This window comes from Vibrio hyugaensis, assembly GCF_002906655.1.
In the GTDB taxonomy this organism is placed as follows: Bacteria; Pseudomonadota; Gammaproteobacteria; order Enterobacterales; family Vibrionaceae; genus Vibrio; species Vibrio hyugaensis.
The window spans coordinates 362,111-384,732 of record NZ_CP025794.1 but is presented as its reverse complement, the minus strand read 5'-3'; the positions used below and the strand labels follow the sequence as shown (position 1 = coordinate 384,732).

Here is a 22,622-nt window from a genome sequence, read left to right as displayed (position 1 = left end):
GCAATAAAGAATTGAAGCAAAGAAAAAGGGCCTGTCGGCCCTTTTTTATTATGAGTCTAAATTTATTTTCGTGAGAGCCGATAAGACATCTCTTTCAAAGTCCATATTTCCGATGATCAAGTCGCTAAACTCGGAAGCTCCTTTTTCAATGACGATCGTTTGGATGGAATTGCCCTCGTTGTGGGTGATTTCAAGTGATAGATCTTCGCCGTCAACATTTAGGTCGATACTATTGAGCAGCTCTTCAATGGTGTTATGCCCTGCATCTTCGACAACTTGGTTTAGATCTAGGATGTCGAGGTCTCGTTCAAAGCCACGCACCAAGTCCGTGCCGGAATCTAGTGAGTCATTAACCCATCTAAATATGTCCGCTTCATTGTCATTACCAATTAAAATGTCATGGCTTACATCCACTTCCGCTTCAATGATGTTCGCAGCACCACCGCTCGCTGCGTTTACACCACCATTTTCGTCAATCACAAACTGAAGTGTATTTTCAGATTGGTCACCATCGTTATCGGTAAGCACGTAATCGAAGTCTAACGTTTCCACTGTGTCGCCTACCGCACCATAGAAGGCATACGCACCATCATTCAAATCGACTTCCAACGTGTGCTTACTGTCGATGTAGATAGTGAGCAACATCGTGATATCGTCAAATGCATGTGAGATGTCGTTGTTATTGTCTACAACCGTCAAGTCTGTACCATCAAATGAATAAGTGACACCGTCATGTTCTATTTCGCTGATGTAACCGCCATCTGCACCAATACCTGTATCCGGTGATGTGGTGTACATGAGGTTACCACCAACAGGTTGAATCACGGACTGCAACATAACTGGAGGCAACTGAGTAACGTCAGGCACCACTACACCATCAAGGTCTTGGTTCAAGAAACCATCGTAAGCAACACGGTCTAACTGATCAGGCATCAGGTTCACGCCCATACCATAAGCCAGCGCCGTGATCTGATTTTCAGAATCGGTCAAGTGATCTATCCAACTACCCTCACGAGCATCGTTGATGAATGATGAGGCTGGATTTGGTTGACCGTCAGATAAGAAGTAGCTCACGTTTGATGCACTAGGTAACTTACCCGCATCATCCCAAGAGTCCTTCGCTTCATTAATTGCTCGATTGTAATTGGTTGCGCCGCCGGCAGTAAGTGTATCAATGTACGCTTTCGCTTCATCTACGGTTAACCATGTTGCCCCGGCAATGGCGTACGTTGTTGCTGAACCGCTGTATTTGATGATTTGAACCCGAGTTTGGCCAATCGATTCGTACTGATTTAATAACTGAGTTGCCGAGTCCTTCATTATTTGAAGGCGATTACCCGTGCGCATCGAGCCTGAAACATCCATGATCAATTGAACGTTAGCGCTCTCTTTTGTTTCCGCGACCACATCATGAACAATGGATGTCGAATCAGGTGAATCATCTTCAATAACAACATTTGCTACCGCAGAGTTCGTCAACCCAAGTGCATTCGAAACAACGACAGGCACCTCAATGTTTAAGGAGTCCTCGCCAGAAGTATCTGGATGATCTATTGGGCCAAGAAGTTCAGTAGAGATTGCCCCCGTATCATTGACCGAGATCTTAATGACCTCTTCTCCATCCGCTGAGCCAACAAGCAATTGGTCGTTGTTGGACAAGGTCCATGTGATTGCCTCACCGTTACTGGTTAGGTTCGCAGTTGGGACATTCAGTGCGACCGAGTCAACCGTTTGACCAAGTGTTAACTGATCCATATCTAACGTTGAGTCTGTGGTGTCCATAAAACCATTCAGCGCGAAGTCATCGGCAATGGCGTTACCCAAACCTTCTTCAGAAACATTAAGCGTTGCACCTTCAACAATCGGAGGCGCATATGGATTAACCGCAAAATTCCCCGTCTTACTGTCACCATCGTTATCGATAATCGTGTAACTGAAGTCGATATCGCCATCCCCACTTGGAGAGGTCAAAGGTACGTACTGGAAGAATTCCCACTTCCCAGTACTTGGCGTTAGTTGAACTTCAAAAGCCAATTCGCCGTTCGCTTCACCGACTAATCTGTTTGGATTCTGAGGATCAATTGCAACGTTAATAACTTTGCCATCAAGCGTTTCTAAGCCACTCTCTGCACCATTAAGTACGATACTTCCTGGGCCATCAGCGCCATAGAGTGCGCCTAAATTACCTTCTGCAGTTGCAACTGGAATGGCAGAATCAGCCCCAGTAAAGGTGATAGATTTCACTGTAAAGTCGCTGTTGTCAGCGTTATTTGGCCCATTCCCGTTGCCAGTTGCTTCAAGAATAACCTTGTCAAAACCACCCTGTTGAACACTGAAGTTAGCCGCATAATCACCGCTTGCCGCATCAGAGTTAAAGGCTTGCTGAGCAATCAAAACACCGTCGCGATAGAAAGATGCAAGACCTTCTTCTAACTCACCACCAAACATCTTCTCGAATTCGATTTCAGCGCCAAATGCAATCTTATCGCCCAAATCGATGATCAGTTGTTCTGAGACACCGGTATCACCGGCAAAACGATAGTCCACTTCATTAGCAAGCGGATAGCCGTTATTACCTACACTTTTCACACCAATGCCTGATGAAGTTTGATTAATCTCTGCGGCGCCAAGGTCGGTAGACTCATTAGACAAAAATCCCAATGCGGTCACTTCTACATCTCCGAAAGTTCGGCTGAGTGCATCTGATTCATTGCCAACAAAGCTAATATTGCCGGTGAGAATTTCCGGGATATCTGCCAGCGACACATCTACGGCTTGAGAAGACGTTGGAACAGTTGGACAGTCATCCTCAACGACCACGTTCATACTTTGGGAGCTCGTGGTTTGACCATCACTCACTGAGATCTGCAAATCAAAGTCGATTAAATCTTCGACGTCATTAACTGGGTGATCGAGTGGCTCTAAGAGTGTGATGGTGTAACCCCATGTTCCTTGCCCTGCAGCGTTGGGTTCTGTCAACACTACTGTTGCTACACTAGCAATACTTGCCGTCGATGCGGTAAGTGTTTGAGTATTGGCGTTCCAAGACCAAGTGACAGGTTCACCTCCAGATGCCAATCCATTGGATCCGGAAAGTACAACACTCACGTTCGTCGTATCAGGGTCACTGACTGTAAATGAGCCAACAAAGCTCGCCGAGTTCGTGGAGTCTGAAGGAGTACCCATATTATCTGCGATACCATCAGGTAGCCCTTCTTCAGAAACAATCGCATCAACCACATTACCGATGGCTGGAGGCGCGTCGTTATCTAAGATCGTACCTGTGCCTTGCACTGGCGTATTTTGAATAGAGGTTGCCCCAGCAAGCGTGAAGGTTTCGGAACTTTCAAAGACAGTGTCATTGATGGTGTTCACAGTAACACTGTAAGTCGTGTCATTGGCAGGCACAGTCACATCGAATGTGCCATCCGGATTTACTGCTACAACTTGCGTTGAGTTATCTGCGTAAGTGATAGTCACCGAGGTGTCGGTGTAATCCACGCCACCGTCGGCAGTACCATCAGCAAGCGTCATGCTTACAACTGTATCTGTCGTACTTGGATTACTTAACGTGACATCTAGTGTGGCAGGATCACCTTCATTGACTGTCGCGTTGCTAATTGAAGCAACAATTGGACGGTCATCATCTGGCTCAGGTCCCGGGCCACTACCATCATCGACAATCGTACCTGTACCTTGAGCAGGAGTACTTTGAGTTGATGTGGAACCTGACAATGTGAAGGTTTCAGGACCTTCGAACACATCATCATCGGTGGTATTCACAGTAACGCTGTAAGTGGTGTCATTCGCAGGTACGGTCACGTCAAAAGTACCGTCTGGATTCACAGCCAAAACTTGGGTTGAGTTGTCCGCGTAGGTGATAGTCACTGACGTATCAGCGTAATCCACGCCACCATCAGCAGTTCCATCAGCGAGGGTCATGCTTACAACTGTATTAGTCGTACTTGGGTTGCTTAACGTGACATCTAATGTAGCCGGATCACCTTCATTGACTGTCGCACTGCTAATTGAAGCAACAACTGGACGATCATCATCTGGCTCAGGTCCCGGACCACTGCCATCATCAACAATCGTACCCGTGCCTTGCGCCGGAGTATTTTGAGTTGACGTAGAACCTGACAATGTGAAGGTTTCTGGACCTTCAAATACATCGTCATCGGTGGTGTTCACAGTAACACTGTAAGTCGTGTCATTCGCAGGCACGTTCACATCGAATGTGCCATCCGGATTTACTGCTACAACTTGCGTTGAGTTGTCTGCATACGTGATGGTGACTGAGGTGTCTGTGTAGTCCACACCTCCATCGGCTGTGCCATCAGCAAGTGTCATGTTGACAACAGTATCGGTCGTACTTGGGTTGCTTAACGTGACATCTAATGTGGCAGGATCACCTTCATTGACTGTCGCGTTGCTAATTGAAGCAACAATTGGACGGTCATCATCTGGCTCAGGCCCCGGGCCACTGCCATCATCAACAATCGTACCCGTGCCTTGCGCCGGAGTATTTTGAGTTGAAGTGGAACCTGACAACGTGAAGGTCTCTGGACCTTCGAACACATCATCGTCGGTCGTACTAACGGTAACGCTGTAAGTGGTGTCATTCGCAGGTACGGTAACGTCAAAAGTACCGTCTGAATTCACAGCTACCACTTGCGTTGAATTGTCCGCATAAGTGATGGTGACTGAAGTGTCGGTATAATCTACTCCACCATCTGCGGTGCCATCAGCAAGCGTCATACTTACAACCGTGTTGGTTGTACTCGGATTGCTAAGTGTTACATCCAACGTAGCACGATCACCTTCATTGACTGTCGCGTTGCTAATTGAAGCAACAACTGGACGGTCATCATCTGGCTCAGGCCCCGGGCCGCTACCGTCATCGACAATCGTACCCGTACCTTCTGCAGGAGTATTTTGAGTTGATGTTGCACCAGACAATGTAAAGGTCTCTGCACCTTCCAAAATATCGTCCTTGAAGGTATCGACCGTGACGCTGAAAGTCGTTGTGTTTTCAGGTACATTTACCTCAAATGTACCATCTGGGTTCAGCAGAGCGACTTCGCTGGTATTATCTGAAAACGTGATCGTGACGGTTGTGTCTGAAAAATCCACACCACTTGTCGCGGTATCACCCGTGAGTTGCATGGTGACAACGGTGTTCGTTGCGCTCGGGTTACTGAGATTTACGACAAGCGTAGCCGCCTCGCCCTCATTTACCGTTGCATCCGTAATAGATGCAACATTAGGTCGGTCATCGTCTGGATTTTGCCCAGGACCATCACCATCATCGCTGATGGTTGCCGTTCCTTCTGCAGGCTCTTCCTGAGCAGGTGTACTTGCAGTGAGCGTAAACGTTTCATCCCCTTCAAGTACTTCATCATTATTCGTTACGACCGTGACAGAAAAGTCAGTATCATTTGCAGGGACCATCACGGTAAAAAAGCCATCATCTGCAACGCTGACAGATTGCGACGTACCGTCTGAGAAGGTAACCAAAACAGATGTGTTTTCGAAGTCCGCTCCTCCTGTTGCGCTGCCGTCAGAAAGTGTAAGAGTGACTGTCGTTTCAGATTCATTGGGGTTGCTTAAGACGATCTCAAAAACCGCTGGCTCTCCCTCATTAACGGTCGTATCTGAGATGGAAAGTACAGTAGGACGATCATCATCAGGGCTGTCTCCCGGACCATCACCATCATCACTGATGGTTGCTGTGCCAGTTACGGGTTCTTGTTGGTTTGGCGTTGAACCATTGAGAGTGAAAGTTTCGTCACCTTCAAAAAGGTCATCATTAAAAGTTTCTACAGTGACGGCAAAAGTGGTCGTCTCGCTTGGTACAACAATAGTGAAATCGCCATTCTCGTCGACGCTCAGTTGTTGTTCTGTGCCATCTTCAAACGTAATCGTCACGGTGTTATTGAGGAAATCAGCACCATTGCCTTCTTGTCCACCTGACGCACTACCATCATCCAGAGAAAACGCTAACTCGGTTTCTTCACTTGTCGGCCCATCCAGAGTGACATCAAAGTTTACGTCTTCACCTTCGTTCACCGTTGGGCTTGATATATCCTGTATGATGACGTCAGCAATTTGACTCGGTTGTGAGACAAAACCACTAAAATACAACTCTAACAAGGTTAAGATCTGTGTCTCTGAAAGGCCAAGAGAGGCCAACCCTACCGTTTCGAAATCTGTCGCAGCAAGGCTTTCAGCACCAGTCCGATCGATTACGCCACTCGCCTGAGGACTCGAACCGTCACTCTCACCCGCCGCTGGTTCAAATTCTGTTCCTAACTGTGTTGGGTCATCACCTTGTGCTATCGCCTCTACAACTCTCGCAACGTCGTCTGTAATCTCTACAGGCTCCTGACTTTCCTGAGTCACAATCCGCACGTTAGGCGTAGATTCATTCGATAAATCAGAGACTAGCACTTCACCTTGAGCCGGAGCTTCGCCCTGTTCCAACTCTCTTAAATTACCGTCTAAACCGATAACCACTGTCTGGCCCAATAATGAGCGTAAGGTTGCATTATTCATAGTTACCTCGACTCGCATCGTGCTGCGTCAAAAGTTTGTCACCTCATCATTTACGACTATAGTTTAGTCAAAATAATCGCAAATTTTGCTTACCTATACGGTTCTCGGTGCTTCACTTTCCTAGGGGCGGGACAAGTGAAGATCGATCAAGCCAGACGGTTCGAAATCGCTATGACACTAAAAAATCAGGATTTTTTTTGAGGGATTTCGCTTAAAACATAAGCAAACCTAGTCATATGTGCTACGGTGTTATAAGGGGTCAGACTGAGAATTAACCTCAAAAGCCTAGGGATAACAGTGAGTTGATAAATAATGCATTCAACCGCTGTTTAATGTCGTTGAATCTCATTTGTGAGAGCGACAAATTGTATGGATTTTTCTGGGAGAATCGCCGTGAAGTGGAGCCGACTAAGCATAGCGTGCTGCAGTTGCCTAATAGTGTCATTTCCTATTTTCGGTCAAACGTTAGAACAGGCTGTAGCCTTAACGCTGAAAACAAACCCTGATTTGAAAGCTGCATTTAACGAATTCACAAGTAGTCGTTACGTTAACAACGCTTCATCAGGCGCATATTTACCACAAATTGATTTAGACGCTGGTATTGGTTATGAGGGAATCGATCCAGCCGAGAGTGTCGGACGTGGACAAACCGACTTAACCCGTAAAGAAGCGGCCGTGACCTTAACCCAACTTATCTGGGATGGGTCTGCTACTCTGAACGACATCGATCGAACTGCGGCAGACGCAGAGTCACTGCGTTATCAACTCCTTGCTGATGCATCGGACAAAGCATTAGAGGTGACAAAAGTTTATTTAGATGCGGTGAAAGCCTATGAAATTTTGACCTTGTCTGAAAACAATCTAGCGGTGCACAAACGCATTTACTCAGATATTAAAAAGCGTGTGAACTCCGGTATCGGTTCCACCGCGGATTTGACGCAGGTAGAAGCACGTCTAGCAAAAGCGCACGGCAATCTTGCTGCTGCACAAAACAACCTCTATGACACACATACCATGTTTACTCGGTTAGTGGGTCAATCTCCGCAAGGCTTAATTTTCCCTAGAGCTGATGAGAACTTCATTCCATATACTGTCGATGAAGCTGTAGGAATCGCCTTTGAGGAACACCCAGTGGTGAAAGTAGCGGTTGCTGATGTTGACTCAGCTAAGTTCCAGTACAAGCAATCCAAAGGGGTTAACCTCCCTACTGTCTCTATCGAAGCTTCACAGACTTGGCGAGATGATGCAGATGGTATTGAAGGTCGAAGTGACGAAACACTCGCAATGTTGCGTTTAAGATACAACCTTTATAACGGAGGCAGCGATGCAGCAAACTCAGAAAATTTCGCCTACCAATTAAATAAGGCGAAAGATTTACGCGCGTCCGCCTACAAGAATATAGAAGAAGGGTTACGACTTTCTTGGAGTGCTTTAGACTTAACCTTGCAACAAAAAGAATTCTTATCTGATCACGTAGACTCCGCAGCAGAAACCGTGATTGCCTACGAAAAGCAATACCGCATTGGCAAACGAACTCTCTTGGATTTGCTCAACACTGAGAACGAACTTTTCGAAGCGCGTAAGGATTATCTCGATTCAAAATACGCCGAGCAATACGCAAAATACCGCGTAATGAATGCTACAGGACAACTGCTCAACTCTTTGCGCGTCGATATTCCGCAAGAGTGGCTAGAGAAAGTGGAGTATTAATATGAAAGTAATACCTATTTTTTTCATGGCGTGTTTGATTTCAGCGTGCAGTTCTAATTCTAATACCGAAACCGGCGATGAATACGAGTACATTGAAACGCCTACCGCCAATCAAATTGCCGACCTGATCGATGATGATCGAGATGGTGTCATCAATGCTCGAGATTTGTGTCCTGGTACGCCGATTGGTTCAGAAATCGATAATGATGGATGTGGGGAATTCTTAAAAACGTCCCAAGAAATGCAAATTCGAGTCTTGTTTGCGAACGATTCAGATGAAATCAATCCGATCTTTTCACAACAACTTCGTGAGCTGTCTGAGTTCTTAAAAGAATACCCAAGTACTTCTATTGAACTTCAAGGGTATGCGAGCCGAACGGGTACTGCGCAACATAACTTGGACTTGTCTAAACGCCGAGCGGAAAATGTTAGAAGGGTTTTACTTCAAAATGGCATTTCACCAAGTCGAGTAACTATCGTTGGTTATGGTGATACTGTTCTCGCTTCTACTGGTGCCGATGAAACAAGCCATGCACTGAATCGACGTGTTACGGCAACGGTCATTGGATACAAAGGTGAAGTGAAGAAAGAATGGACTATATTTACCACGCTTCCTAAGAGTTAACCAAATTCGTAAAATCAAAAAGAGAAAAGGTCTAGCGTTTGCTAGACCTTTTTTTGATAGCTGTATCTCGCTTCCTATCTAATTATTAGATAAATCGTTAATCTTAAGCAGATCATTCAAGATTGCGTTGCCATCAGTCGGCGATAGCACACCATCACTTAGGTACTCACCGTACTGACTTGAGCCTCCCTCAATGACGACTTTCTGGCTAGATGAACCATCCGATTCTGAAATCGTAAGGATCAAATTGTCCCCATCGGCTTCTAATCCAATCTCATTGTTCGCAAGTAATGAATCGATAGAGTCTGAGTTATCGGTATGGAGCAAGTCAGAGATATCGATCTTATCTTCACCTTTAGTGAAGTCTTTGATCGTATCCACCTCACCATCGCGAATGTCGGAACCTTCATCAACCAATTTAAAGATGTCATCACCAGAACCACCGATAAGGATGTCGTCCCCTTCACCACCAACCAAAATATCCTCCCCTCCGTGCCCAAACAAAATGTCATTGCTTTGTTCGCCGTACAGAGAGTCAGCTTTATCACCTTGGTGGCTTTGATTAAACTCTTCAATATGATTTTTCACGTACGTGTGAATCGCCTCAGCGTCAACCTTGGAAATATCTTGTCCCGTTTCTTGAGCAACATGGGACTGGATAGCACTAATACCTTGCTCGTTGCCACCAAACTCAATTAGGTCACCAAAAAGAATGTCATCGCCATCACCACCATAGATCGTATCCGAACCTTGCTTCAACGGTACGTCTTGCCCAAGTATCGTTTCTGCAAGTTTGGTGACATCAATTTCTGATTCGACGACACCATCGGTATCGTATTGTTGCAGTGTGCTTTCATCGACACCCCCTCCTAAGCCAACAGCTTCTACGCTAGAGAGCAATGCGAGCATTTGGTACATATGTTGTGATTGCTTGGTAGTTGAGTACTCATCATCGTAGACAAGCTTGCCATTTTGCTTCTCATCAATATCGCCCAACGTCTGGCCTGTTAATGGAGAAAAAACACGGCCATCAGACTCAACAAGCAGTTCTCCTTTGTAGTAAAGCTTGTCACCGAATTCATACTGATTGTCGGCTAAAACATCGTCTAACGTGACAATACTTCCATCTGAATCGACATCTAACAGAACTTTATCAAAGTTGACTTCTTGGACATTTTTCAGTTCGGAGATGACATTCGGTTCACCATCGGTGATGAAATAGGTGATGTTCTCGCCCCGTGAGTTAGGTTGGCTGCCAAACCACTCTACTGCAGACTGCAAACCGGCTTCATAGTTCGTGCTACCATTGCCGTAATCACCAATCGTATCCAATTTCTGGACAAAATCAGCTCTTGCTGTTGCAGAACCTAAATCCACTTCTATAACCGTTGTTGCACCAGTCGCAAACTCAGAAAGCATGATGTTTACGATGCCAGGTTCAACGCCTTGATTTACAGACGCTAGTAACTCATCAAAGACATCGAGAACCTCATCTTTTGCATTGCCAACCCAACTTCCCATACTGCCTGAGGTATCAAGAACAAACGCGATGTTGTAATCCTGACCCGCAATAATTTCCAAGCCTTGAACATCACCAATAATGAGGTCGTGATCGGAACCTCCGGCAATCGTATCATTACCATGTGAGCCAGACTCCAACTCAAAATCGCGAGCGGTTATATCAACAGATTCTGTTGTAGTCGCTGAATCATTGTTTGAGGACTCTATCGACGTCGCCGTCACACTGACAGGGAAATCAAGGCTGCCTTCATAGTCAAACGGTACTTTGATCTCGAAAGATACGCGACCTTGATTATCAATATTCACCAGATAACCTCCAGAAACCTCTGGTGTCAGAACTTGGCCGTTGATATGCAGCTCAACGCCTGATGGTAAACCTTCAACCAAAACCGTTTGGCTCAATGTTTCGCTACTATCACGATCCACTAAATCAACATCGATATCGACTGGAATCAAACGATCTTGCAGTACTTGGTACGTGCCGTCAGGATTGAGTTCAACAACCTTATCAGCAAAAACAACTCGTTCGATTTCATACAGGTGATCGCCTCGGTCTTCTTGCCCAGTGTTGTCATTCACCGAATCTATCGAGCGCTTATCCAAGAAGATCCAATATGGAACATCACCACCATGGTTATTCTTGAACGTAAACTCGTAATCACTGAAGTTACCAGTGAGATAAACCGTATCGGTACCATCGTGCTCTGTGTTAGTAGACGCATCATCGCCATAGAAAGAATCGTTTTGTCCTCCACCGACAAAGACATCATTACCCCCGCCACCATAAAAGGTATCGTTGTAGTCTGTGCCAACAAATAAACTATCGGTATCCGTTAGGTCATTGTTGTCGCCAAGCATTACGTTTGCTACAGGGTTATCGGCTTGAACAACGCCATCCAAACCTAGTGCGCCCGCGATAGAAGCATTCTGTACTTTTGTGTTGCTTGTTGCTGAAGTTGCCAAGCCATGATTCGAATCAACAGCATCTGTCTTGGAAAAATCACCAACTGAAATCTTAACCTTTGGTGCGTCTGCTACTGCGACAACATCAATATCTAAGCTCTCTGTTGCGCCGGTATTGGTGGTGTATGTAATAGAAGGAACATCGCCAGACCAATGCTCAACTGGTTCGAACGTGTAGCTACCATCTTGGTTTACCACTAATGAGCCACTATCCAATGATACAGTTTCACCAACGGCATAGTTTGTGTTGTTAACGGTAATATGATCGACTAATAAAACGTTGTCGCCATCGGTATCATTCAACAATACGTTACCCTGTAGCGCATTATCTTCATTTGTCACACCCACATCACTGCCAGTGTTTGTCGCTAAGTTTTCATGGACAACCACATTAATCGTTGCATGTGATTCTTCAGTATCCCCATTTGAAACTTCAGTACTGGTCGCTTTAATAGCTATAGTGAAATCATCATGTGAACCTAATGGTGGCGTAATAGCTAGAGAATCCAGAGACCAGCCAGTAACATCAAGAACTTCATCAATCGTCGCCACAGTAATCGTGCTGCTACCATCAGTAAGAACAGCACCAACGGGTATTCCTTCCAAAGTCACTTTCAGTGATTCAGAACCATCCGTATCGTTCAAACTAGCGCGGATTTCAGATAGTGGAATGGCAGTATCTTGAGGCCCTTCATTAACTTGATAAGTCTCGTAGAATTGTACTCCGTCAGCTTCTTGTAAAACCGAGGTACGAACATCCGTTGCGTCCAGTGCGTTTTCGTCACTAACGACATACAGATTGCTGTTACTTAAATCGACAGGTGCTTGGCCATTAATCGACACATCAACATTAAAGTTTCCTTGCCCACTCTGATTATGATGGTAGATCTCAATCGGGTAGAAGCCTGAAACAGAAGGTACGAACTCGCTACCTTTAATGTCGCCGCTACCATTACCCCAGCGAGCTTCATCTACAAGTGTTCCACCAATCTTAATTGCTAAACTATCATCTGCTCTGCCTACAAAGTCATAACTAGTCCCTGCTTCTAGGTAGACCAACGCTGTAACCAATACGGCTTCATCAGATGATGTCGCATAAGATGATGAATCTTGAACATTTGTGATTGTCGATTGGCTTCCATTGGTTGAATCTAAAGCATCGATCGTATCAATCAAGACTTGTCCTGTTACTCCTTGCCCATTGTCTGAACCAACCAAAATGTTGTTCCAAGAAGTCACATGAAATTCTTGTTGAGGCAATGACAATCCCGGCGTTACCGTCGCTAAATTCGGCGCATCGGCATCTGGAGTGACATCAATCGTCAACACAGATTCTTGGCCCTTATCTTCCCCATCCGTTGGTTTAAAACCAATTTGTGCATAGCTCCCTTCTTGATTGCCAACCCCATTACCAGTAAAGCTATCATCGCCTGATGCGTTTACCTCTGGAGTGAAACGTACACCATCGGCATCAAACTGCGATTTACTCAGTACTTGGTCTGTTTGAACCGCCTGCCAATTTCCTTGCTCACCTTTGTACTCAAGTGCACCGTCGCTAGGAAGCGATGTAATTTGGACAGACAGCGTCGATGTTTCTGAGTCAGCATCCGTGACACCAAATGATGCCCAATCCAGAGTAACTTGGGAATCTTCTAGAGTGGTGACTGACGAAGGCGAAGCTTCTGGTGCATCATTAACGTTTACAAGTGAAACATTAACCTCTGCAGTGTCTACGCCACCCGTACCATCGGCAACCTTCACCTGCAGTGTATAGTCGCCTAAATCAACATCATCAATAGTCTTGTTGAGTGAAACCTCACCCGTCGATGGGTCGATATTAAATAGACCGTTCGTTGTTGTTCCATCAGCAAAGCTGTAAGTAAGTTCATCGTTATCTAGATCTTCAGCAACAAGCGTACCCACAACAGTGCCACTAACACTGTTTTCATTTACGGTGCCAAAGTCATAAATATCATTGTTTACTGCATCACCAGGAAGATCACCATCAGAAATAAACTCCGGCGCGTGCTGAGCGTCTGCGATAGAAACAGATGCCTCTTTAGAAGCCGTATTCAACGAAGAGTCTGCACCACTCGTTTCAGTTAGCGTCACTGTCAGATCTTCAGCGCCTTCATAGATACCGTCATCCAACGTCTCAATATCAAGGGCTACTGAAGTTTGGCCTGCAGGAATAGTCACGGTGTAAGTGTTTGGCGCGGTGTAATCATCACTATCAACGTCACCACCAATCGTGAATGTCACCACGACATCCTCATCCGCTTTCTGGTCGATACTTACAGTAAAGTTCGCATCACCACCTTCAGAGGTAGAGCCTGTGTCAGCAACAATGCTGACTTTCGGTGCTTGCTGAGCGTCATTGATAGTCACGCTCGCACTGTTGTTTGTAGAAGCGGTTGCGTCTGCACCTTCCACATCTTTAATGGTGACAGTAAATGACTCTGCACCTTCGTAAGTGCCATCAGTAAGCGTAGTGATGTCTAGGTCAACAGAAGACTGGCCTGCCGGTACTTCAATGCTTGCAACACCAGTAAAGTCAGAGCCATCTTGAGCAGTGCCAGAGTATTCGAACTCAACCGTTACTTTCTCATCAGTGACTTGGTCCAAGCTCACAGTAAAGCCCGCGGTTTGACCTTCGTTTACGCTATCTTGGTCGGCGACAATACTTACTTTTGGTGCACTTTCTGCGTCTAAAATTGTTGCTTGGCCAGTCGCTTGACCATTAGTTGTCACCCCACTACTTTCTGTCACAGTGAGGCCAAACGTTTCATTGCCCTCGTAGATATGATCTTCGTTAGTCGGCACAGTAACCGTGATATCCTGGATTCCCGCAGGTATTGTTACATTCCCATTTCCATCAACATTCAATGATTGTGTTTGGCCATTAGTGTCTACATAAGTCACAACTAAATCGCCAAGGTCATTATCCTCTGCTGAATAGTTTCCGTCCGTCTCTACCGATAGGTTAACAACAACAGCACTTTCAGTTTGACTTGATAACGAAACCGTAAAGACTGCATTTTCACCTTCATCGACATTCCCGCCACCATCTACGGTTAGCGTAGGCTTGTCGTTGTCTGGTGTTGTCGGCCCCACAACAGAGCCGTCATCTTTTATGTTCGCTTGACCAACGGCAGAACCATTTGAAGTGATGCCAGCAGACTCCGTCGCGACTAAACCAAAGCTCTCAGAGCCTTCGTAAACATCATCCTGAGTTGTAGGAACAGATACTTCGATTGCAGTAATACCTGCAGGAATAGTGACATTACCATCTTCTGAAACGGTTAGTGATTTCGTTTCTCCTTCACTGTCTTTGTAGGTTACGACAAAATCTTTAATGTCAGAGTTTTCTGCTGTATATGCGCCACTCGTGCTCGTGGCCAAATTGATAACGACTGGTGACTCTGTTTGATTAGACAAAGAAACAACAAATATTGCTTCTTCTCCTTCATTAATATCACCACCACCGCTGATAGATAGCAGCGGCTTATCGTTATCAGGCGTTGTTGGACCGACAGCTGAGCCATCATCCTTTATCACTGCCTCACCACTCGCCACGCCGTTTGAGGTAATACCGCCAGATTCAGTCACAACCAAGCCAAAAGACTCTGCACCTTCGTAAACATCGTCTTGTGTCGTTGTTATTGTTACCGTGATATCAGTAACTCCGGCAGGAATAGTAACGTCTCCACCTGGACTAACATCCAGAGTCTGCTCTTGGCCTTCTCCATCAATATACGTCACCGTCATGTTACCAAGATCTTCATCTTCAGCGGTGTAGTTGCCATCTGTCTTCGGACTTAGATTGACGACAACAGGACTTTGAACTTCGTTAGACAGCGACACCGTGAATACTGCGTCAGAACCTTCACTCACGTCGCCAGCATTACTCACTGAAAGTGACGTACTATCATTGTCTACGATTGTTGATGAGCCCGACTCGCTACCGATTTCAACTTTCATCGTCTCGTCATTTTCAACAACAAGATCATCAATCGTCGGCACAATGATTTCGAAGCTACTAACACCGGCAGGAACAATCAGGTAGCCCCCTGCAAAAACAACACCATTCGTGTAGGTTGCATTAGAAAGGTTGACGTCCGAGTCATCTGCCGATGAGCCTGGAGCCAATGTAGTTATTGGATACTTAACCGCCGTTTCTGTCGCCTCATCCAGTACCACAGAAAACGTAACGTCTTCTCCTTCTGTAACAGTGTTCCCTGTTAAAGATAGATCCGGACCGTTTTCCGACACGTTGCCGTCTAGAACCTGATTGGCAATTGTAACCGTTGCAGGGTCACTTTCAGCGTTACCAGAATCAACTACAACGTAATCAAAACTATCTTCAGGTGGGAAGCCCTCTACATAACGCAACTCCCAATTCCCAGATGTTTTTGTCGAGAAGTCTAATTGAGTAATTACCGCCCCTTCAGGTAGAGGGTAATCCTTACCGAAGCCAATACTGGTCTCCTGGAATAGCATGTTGTTGCCTTCTGGCTTCAAGAACTCAATAACTTGAGTTTGCTCTGTGCCGTTAGCATCAAGGTATGTCACCGTGATAAGAGCAGCATTGTTGTCGCCGTGCTCAAACAAACCTCCTAGACCATCCAGACCAAGATTCACGCTGCCGACAGGGTTCTCAGACAAATCAATGCTGATGGTTTCGCCGCGCTGAATGCCTTGGCCATCGTTATCAGCAATACCATGGCCAATATGTGAAACTTCTCGATTGTATTGAGCTAGCACACCACTATCAGAGGAGATATCAATAGACGCTCCATTTACTAGATATTCGGTTCGACTGTGTGACTCCCCACCGTCTGCACTTAAACCCCAGTTGTAGAAATCCGTCGTTGACTCTTCTCCATTTGGAGAATTAGGTCTGTCTTTAATACCAAGCAAGAACCCAACATTATCCGCTTCATAGTAGATGCTGTCTTTGTTGTACAACGAGCCATCGGCCGACGTAATTTCTTGAAGATCGCCATTTTCATCTGTGAAATACAAGGTGCCAGATGTAGGTAGCTCTGTTATTCGGATCTGAAGATCATCACCATTTAAGTCATCCTCAACGTCAGAAATATGATCGCTTTCTGAACCTTGGTTCAAAGGCTTATCATCGGTATCAAAAATTACGTTAGTAATAAGTTCATCAGCGCTATGATCAAAGTCTTCGTTAAGTGGCTTGTCGTTAACAGGTGTTACGTTTAGAGATACTGTTGTAGTTTCAGTGACACCGCCAGAGGTTACCGTGTAGGTGAACTCATCTGGCCCGTTGTAATCTTGGTTCGGCGTGTAAGTAATCGTGCCGTCGTTATTCACAACTACGCTGCCATTTGCAGGACCATTTCCAGATTCGACTGATACAACTGGTGATTGACCTTCAAAGCTGTCGTTGCCCAACACATCCAAAATTGTTGGTGTGTCTTCAACAATATTCGCGCTATCCGAAACGATATCGGCAACGGCGTTAACCGTGAAGTCAACCGTCTGGCTTACTGTTTCTCCGTCTGGATCTGTCGCGGTAAACGTTAGCTCTTCAGAACCATTCCAGTCTGCTGTTGGTGTAATGGTTGCGATACCATCGACAATCGAAACTTGGATATTGCTGTTACCAGAAGCGCTAAACGTCAGCTCGCTGTCTGCGTTATCAACATCGCTAAATGCATCATTCAAGTTAATGGTGTATTCAGCAAAATCTTCTGGTAAAACTTGGTCAGCAATGGTGTTTTCCACCACTGGCTTGTCGTTAACAGGTGTAACGTTTAGCGTGACAGTTGTGGTTTCAGTCACACCGCCAGAAGTGACAGTGTAAGTGAACTCGTCTAAACCGTTGTAATCTTGATTAGGCGTGTAAGTAATGGTGCCATCAGCGTTAACAACCACACTGCCATTTGCTGGACCATTGCCTGTCTCGACTGATACAACTGGTGATTGGCCTTCGAAGCTGTCGTTGCCCAACACGTTCAAAACGGTTGGCGTATCTTCAACGATGTCTGTACTGTCAACGACAATATCGGCAACGGCGTTAACCGTGAAATCAACAGTCTGGCTAACGCTTTCACCATCAGGATCTGTCGCGGTAAACGTTAACTCTTCAGAACCGTTCCAGTCTGCTGTTGGTGTAATCGTCGCAATACCATCGACAATCGATACTTGAATATTGCTGTTACCCGAAACACTGAACGTCAGCTCGCTGTCTGCGTTATCAACATCGCTGAATGCGTCATTCAAGTTGATGGTGTATTCAGCAAAATCTTCCGGTAGAACTTGGGCTGCAATGGTATTTTCCACCACTGGCTTGTCGTTGGCTGGCGTTACGTTCAGAGTGACTGTTGTCGTTTCAGTCACACCACCAGAGGTTACTGTGTAAGTGAACTCGTCAGCACCGTTGTAATCTTGGTCTGGTGTGTAAGTGATTGTTCCGTCATCGTTAACAACCACACTGCCATTTGCTGGGCCATTGCCTGTCTCGACTGATACAACTGGTGATAGACCTTCAAAGCTATCGTTGTCCAACACATCCAAAACTGTTGGTGTGTCTTCAACAATATTCGCGCTGTCAGACACAATATCTGCCACAGCTATAACTGTGAAGTCGACAACTTGGCTTACTGTTTCACCACTTGGGTCTGTCGCGGTAAACGTCAACTCTTCTGAACCATTCCAGTCAGCTGTTGGAGTGATGGTTGCGATGCCATCAACAATCGAAACTTGAATATTGCTGTTACCAGAAACGGCAAACGTCAATTCGCTGTCTGCGTTGTCGACATCGCTAAATGCGTCATTTAAGTTAATGGTGTATTCAGTAAAATCTTCCGGTAGAACTTGGTCAGCAATGGTGTTTTCCACCACTGGCTTGTCGTTAACAGGTGTAACGTTTAGCGTGACAGTTGTGGTTTCAGTCACACCGCCAGAAGTAACTGTGTAGGTAAACTCATCTGGACCGTTGTAATCCGTATTCGGCGTATAAGTAATCGTGCCGTTTTGATTAACGGTCACACTGCCATTCGCAGGCTCATTGCCCGCTTCTACTGTGACAACTGGTGATTGACCTTCAAAGTCATCATTTTGCAGAACGTTCAATGTTGTCGCGGTATCTTCAACAATATCAGCTTTATCTGACACAATGTCTGCAACGGCAGTAACTGTGAAATCAACCGTCTGGCTGACTTCTAAACCACTCGGATCGTTCGCGGTAAACGTGAGTACCTCTGAACCATTCCAATCCGCCGTTGGTGTGATGGTCGCGATACCATCAACAATCGACACTTGGATATTGCTGCTCCCAGAAGCGCTAAACGTCAGATCGCTATCTGCATTATCAACATCACTGAACGCGTCATTTAAGTTGATTGTGTATTCAGCAAAATCTTCTTGTAGAACTTGGTCAGCAATGGTGTTTTCTGTTTTGGGCGCATCGTTGATTGGATTTACCGTTACCGAAACCTCCGCATTATCAGTTAACTCACCGTCTGACACGGTGTAACTGATAGTCGCGTCACCATTGAAGTTTTCAGCAGGAGTAAACACAAGCTTACCATCTACGATCTCAACCGAACCTTGCTCGGCTGGCACAGACGCGTTTGTAATTGTCAGTTGGTTGTCATCTGGATCGCTGTCGTTCGCAAGAACGTCTATGGTGACGGCAGTGTCTTCATCAGTAGTCGCAAAGTCATCCACGGCTATTGGAGTATCATTGACAGGGTTAACTGTAATCGTAACAGACGCTTCATCCGTCATTTCCCCATCCGTAACGACATAAGTGACCGTAGCATCACCATTAAAATCTTTAGCAGGGGTAAAAATGAGTTCACCATCAACGACTTCGACCGTACCTTGATCTTCAGGCACGGTGGCAGATTCAATCGTTAAGCTATCACTATCCTGGTCAGTATCATTAGCCAGTACATCAATAGTTGCGGGAACATCTTCGTCGGTTTGAATGTTGTCGTCTTCCGCGACAGGAGCCACTGGCGTGACTGCAGGTAAGGTTACATCAGGACGGATATTATTAAGGTAGAGCTCAGCTAAAGACAGGTTTTGCGTTTCAGAGAAGCCTAACGCAGCCAATCCGGTGGTTTCAAAATCTGTGTCCGCTAGCAGCTCAGCCGCAGTACGTTCTACCGTACCACTGGTTTGTAAACTAGAGCCATTGCTTTGCCCAGCAGCAGGAGCAAACTCTTCAGCCAATAACGTCGGGTCTTGACCGTCTTGAAGAGCGTCAATAATTTGAGCAACATCGTCAGAAACGTCTTGCTCCCCTTCTGGCTTTGCAACTAATACCTGAAGCCTTTCTGACTCAGCTTCAGCTCTAGAAACAATCAACTCACCAGGTGACGGCTGTTCGTTTTCGGCAAGTGTTCTCAATTGCCCATCCAAACCTATTACAACTAATTGCCCGCCAAGTGAAACTAAGGCTGTACGATCCATATAAACCTCTGACCTAAAATTACTGTCAACATTTTGACCATTGATACTTATTCGTTATATATTGCCCGAATACATCACGTAATAACAGTGCGTTAATACTAAATTACAACTTCTAAGTCACATATTACTCAGAAGGATGTGCTTTGCGATAAATCACGATTACCGTCACCTTTTAATAGGCATCCATACGAAAAAAGACACTGGAAACATGATCTTTATTCAAAATACAAATGAGTCACCATACGGTAATTGGAGATTTACTTACACATTAATAAGTATAGCAACTAGTTCCATAGTTGATTATTAATAGCTATGTGCGTTAAATTATTGACGCACATAGGGGTGTCGCTATTTATAAGAACGATTTCTCACCCCAAACAATACACAATCTAGGAGAATCACAGTGAAGTGGACTCGTGCCAACGCCTTTTGCTTGGGTGTGCTCGCCGCTAGCCCTGCTTTAGGGCAAACACTAGAGCAAGCGGTTGAAAATACGCTTAAAACAAACCCAGACATTAAAAGTGCGTTTAATGAATTCGTAAGTAAGCAGTATGTGAATGAAGCCTCGAGTGGCGCTTATCTTCCCTCTGTCGATCTTGATGCCGGTATTGGATACGAAGGTATTGATCCTGCTGAGGCGGGCCGAGAATCAACGGACTTAACCCGTAAAGAAGCGACTGTAACTCTTACCCAGCTCATATGGGATGGTTCCGCAACGTTAAACGATATTGATCGAACGGCTGCTGATGCAGAGTCGGTGCGTTACCAACTACTTGCAGACGCCCAAGATAAAGCGCTGGAAGTCACAAAAGTGTACTTGGATGCGGTGAAGGCTTATGAAATCCTGACACTTTCTGAAAATAATTTGAAAGTGCACAAAAAAATCTATCAAGACATTAAAAAACGCGTGGATTCTGGTATTGGGTCGACAGCCGACTTAACGCAAGTTGAAGCTCGTCTGGCAAAAGCTCACGGTAATTTAGCAGCTGCGCAAAACAACCTGTTTGATAGCCACACAATGTTCACTCGTTTAGTCGGCCAAACTCCGCAGGGACTCACTTTTCCACGAGCCGATCAAAATTTTATCCCATATACGGTAGATGACGCTGTAGATTTGGCATTCGATTCTCATCCAGTAATTAAGATCTCAACTGCTGATGTGGATTCTGCAAAGTTCCAATACAAGCAATCAAAAGGTAACTACTACCCGACTCTATCCGTTGAAGCAGCCCAAACGTGGCGTGATGACGCAGGAGGTATTGAAGGACGTGGCGATGAAACGACAGCAATGCTAAGAATGCGCTACAACCTCTTTAACGGTGGCAGTGATGCGGCAAATGCCGAGAGTTTTGCTTACCAACTCAATAAAGCAAAAGACTTACGTGAGCGCGCTTATCGAAACGTTGAAGAAGGATTAAGGCTCTCATGGAGTGCACTCGACCTCACATTACAGCAAAAAGAATTCTTATCCGACCATGTTGATTCAGCTTCTAAAACCGTCATTGCGTACGAGAAACAATACCGCATCGGTAAACGCACCCTTCTGGACTTGCTTAATACCGAAAACGAATTGTTCGAAGCTCGAAAAGACTATTTGGATGCTAAATACGCGGAACAGTACGCCAAATATCGCGTGATGAACGCTACAGGCCAACTACTAAATGCACTGCGAGTTGACGTTCCGACCGAGTGGAATCAAAAGGTGGAGTACTAAACCATGAAACTAACTAAGATTCTGCTTACCTTGGGTTTTCTGGCTTTTGCCAACTCTGTATCAGCCAATGATGAATATGATTACATGCCAACTCCTGACGCTCAGCAAATTGCAGACCTGCAAGATGATGACAATGATGGCGTGATTAATGCTCGTGACTTATGCCCAGGCACCCCAGCAACATCTGAAATCGACAATGACGGTTGTGGCGAATACATCAAAGCATCCGAAAAAATGCAAGTACGAGTTCTATTTGCTAACGATTCAGACGAGATAAACCCCGTATTCCGTCGTCAAATACGTGAGCTTTCAGACTTCCTGAAGGAGTACCCTTCAACCTCGATCGAACTGCAAGGGTACGCAAGTAAAGTTGGTGGGTCTTCCCATAACTTGGACCTTTCAAAACGACGTGCAAATAATGTCCGCGAAGCACTATTGCGTTATGGAGTTGATTCCAATCGAGTCCGAATCGTGGGCTTCGGCGACACTAATTTGGCAACAGAAGGCACAGACGAAGTCAGCCATGCACTTAACAGACGTGTAACGGCTTATGTCGTGGGCTATAAAGGCGAGATAAAGAAAGAGTGGACCATATTTACTACTCTTCCAAAAACCTGATAAAGGAGCTTCGGCTCCTTTTGTTTTTTCAAGCTTGCTAAACCGTATTATGCTTTAGGAATCGACACTTTAATGTTAATCTAGCCGCGTCATAACAATGAGAGTTTTGAAATGAGCAAACTTACAACAGATATCCAAGCAAACCTTGATCTTTTTGTTGCTGAAACAAAAGAAAACCAGCTAGTTTGGGGTCTACGCAATGAAGAAGGTTGGTTATCTTGCGATTCAACTGAATTCGAAAACAGCGAAGTCATGCCTTTTTGGTCTGCGAAAGAAGACGCAGAAGCACACAACGTTGAAGAATGGGCAGATTTCGAAGTACTAGAGATTCCTCTAGATATCTTTGTTGAAGATTGGCTTCTAACTCTTGCTGAAGATGGCGTTCTTGTTGGTGCTAACTGGAATGCACAACTAGAAGGTAAAGAGCTTGAACCTCAAGATCTAGCTAAGCTATACCTAAGCTAA

General features: G+C 45.4%; 7 protein-coding genes. 5 read left to right on the top strand and 2 right to left on the bottom strand.

Annotation, left to right across the window (positions count from 1 at the left end; all coding sequences use genetic code 11):
- Positions 1–48: 48 nt before the first annotated feature.
- Complete coding sequence (locus tag C1S74_RS02475) at positions 49–6,555, bottom strand: Calx-beta domain-containing protein (RefSeq protein WP_045403251.1); 6,507 nt, start codon at positions 6,553–6,555, stop codon at positions 49–51.
- Positions 6,556–6,948: 393 nt separating this feature from the next.
- On the opposite strand from C1S74_RS02475, the gene C1S74_RS02470 reads away from it, so the two are divergent.
- Both C1S74_RS02470 and C1S74_RS02465 read left to right on the top strand, forming a co-directional pair.
- On the top strand, positions 6,949–8,265 hold the full coding sequence (locus tag C1S74_RS02470; RefSeq protein WP_045403248.1) for a TolC family outer membrane protein: 1,317 nt from the start codon (positions 6,949–6,951) through the stop codon (positions 8,263–8,265).
- 1 nt (position 8,266) lies between these two features.
- Positions 8,267–8,890, top strand: coding sequence for an OmpA family protein (locus tag C1S74_RS02465; protein ID WP_045403245.1), 624 nt, complete (start codon positions 8,267–8,269; stop codon positions 8,888–8,890).
- Positions 8,891–8,968: 78 nt separating this feature from the next.
- Here the strand turns inward: C1S74_RS02465 and C1S74_RS26810 are convergent, their stop codons facing one another.
- Complete coding sequence (locus C1S74_RS26810) at positions 8,969–19,825, bottom strand: tandem-95 repeat protein (protein WP_045403242.1); 10,857 nt, start codon at positions 19,823–19,825, stop codon at positions 8,969–8,971.
- Between the two features lie 403 nt (positions 19,826–20,228).
- On the opposite strand from C1S74_RS26810, the gene C1S74_RS02455 reads away from it, so the two are divergent.
- The 3 genes from C1S74_RS02455 (at position 20,229) to C1S74_RS02445 (ending at position 22,622) form a co-directional block, all read left to right on the top strand.
- On the top strand, positions 20,229–21,539 hold the full coding sequence (locus C1S74_RS02455; protein WP_045403238.1) for a TolC family outer membrane protein: 1,311 nt from the start codon (positions 20,229–20,231) through the stop codon (positions 21,537–21,539).
- Positions 21,540–21,542: 3 nt separating this feature from the next.
- A complete protein-coding gene (locus C1S74_RS02450) occupies positions 21,543–22,157 on the top strand; it encodes an OmpA family protein (protein WP_045403235.1) in 615 nt (204 codons plus the stop codon).
- A 111-nt stretch (positions 22,158–22,268) separates the two neighbouring features.
- Positions 22,269–22,622: a DUF2750 domain-containing protein gene (locus tag C1S74_RS02445; protein WP_038867608.1), complete on the top strand. Its 354-nt coding sequence runs from the start codon at positions 22,269–22,271 to the stop codon at positions 22,620–22,622.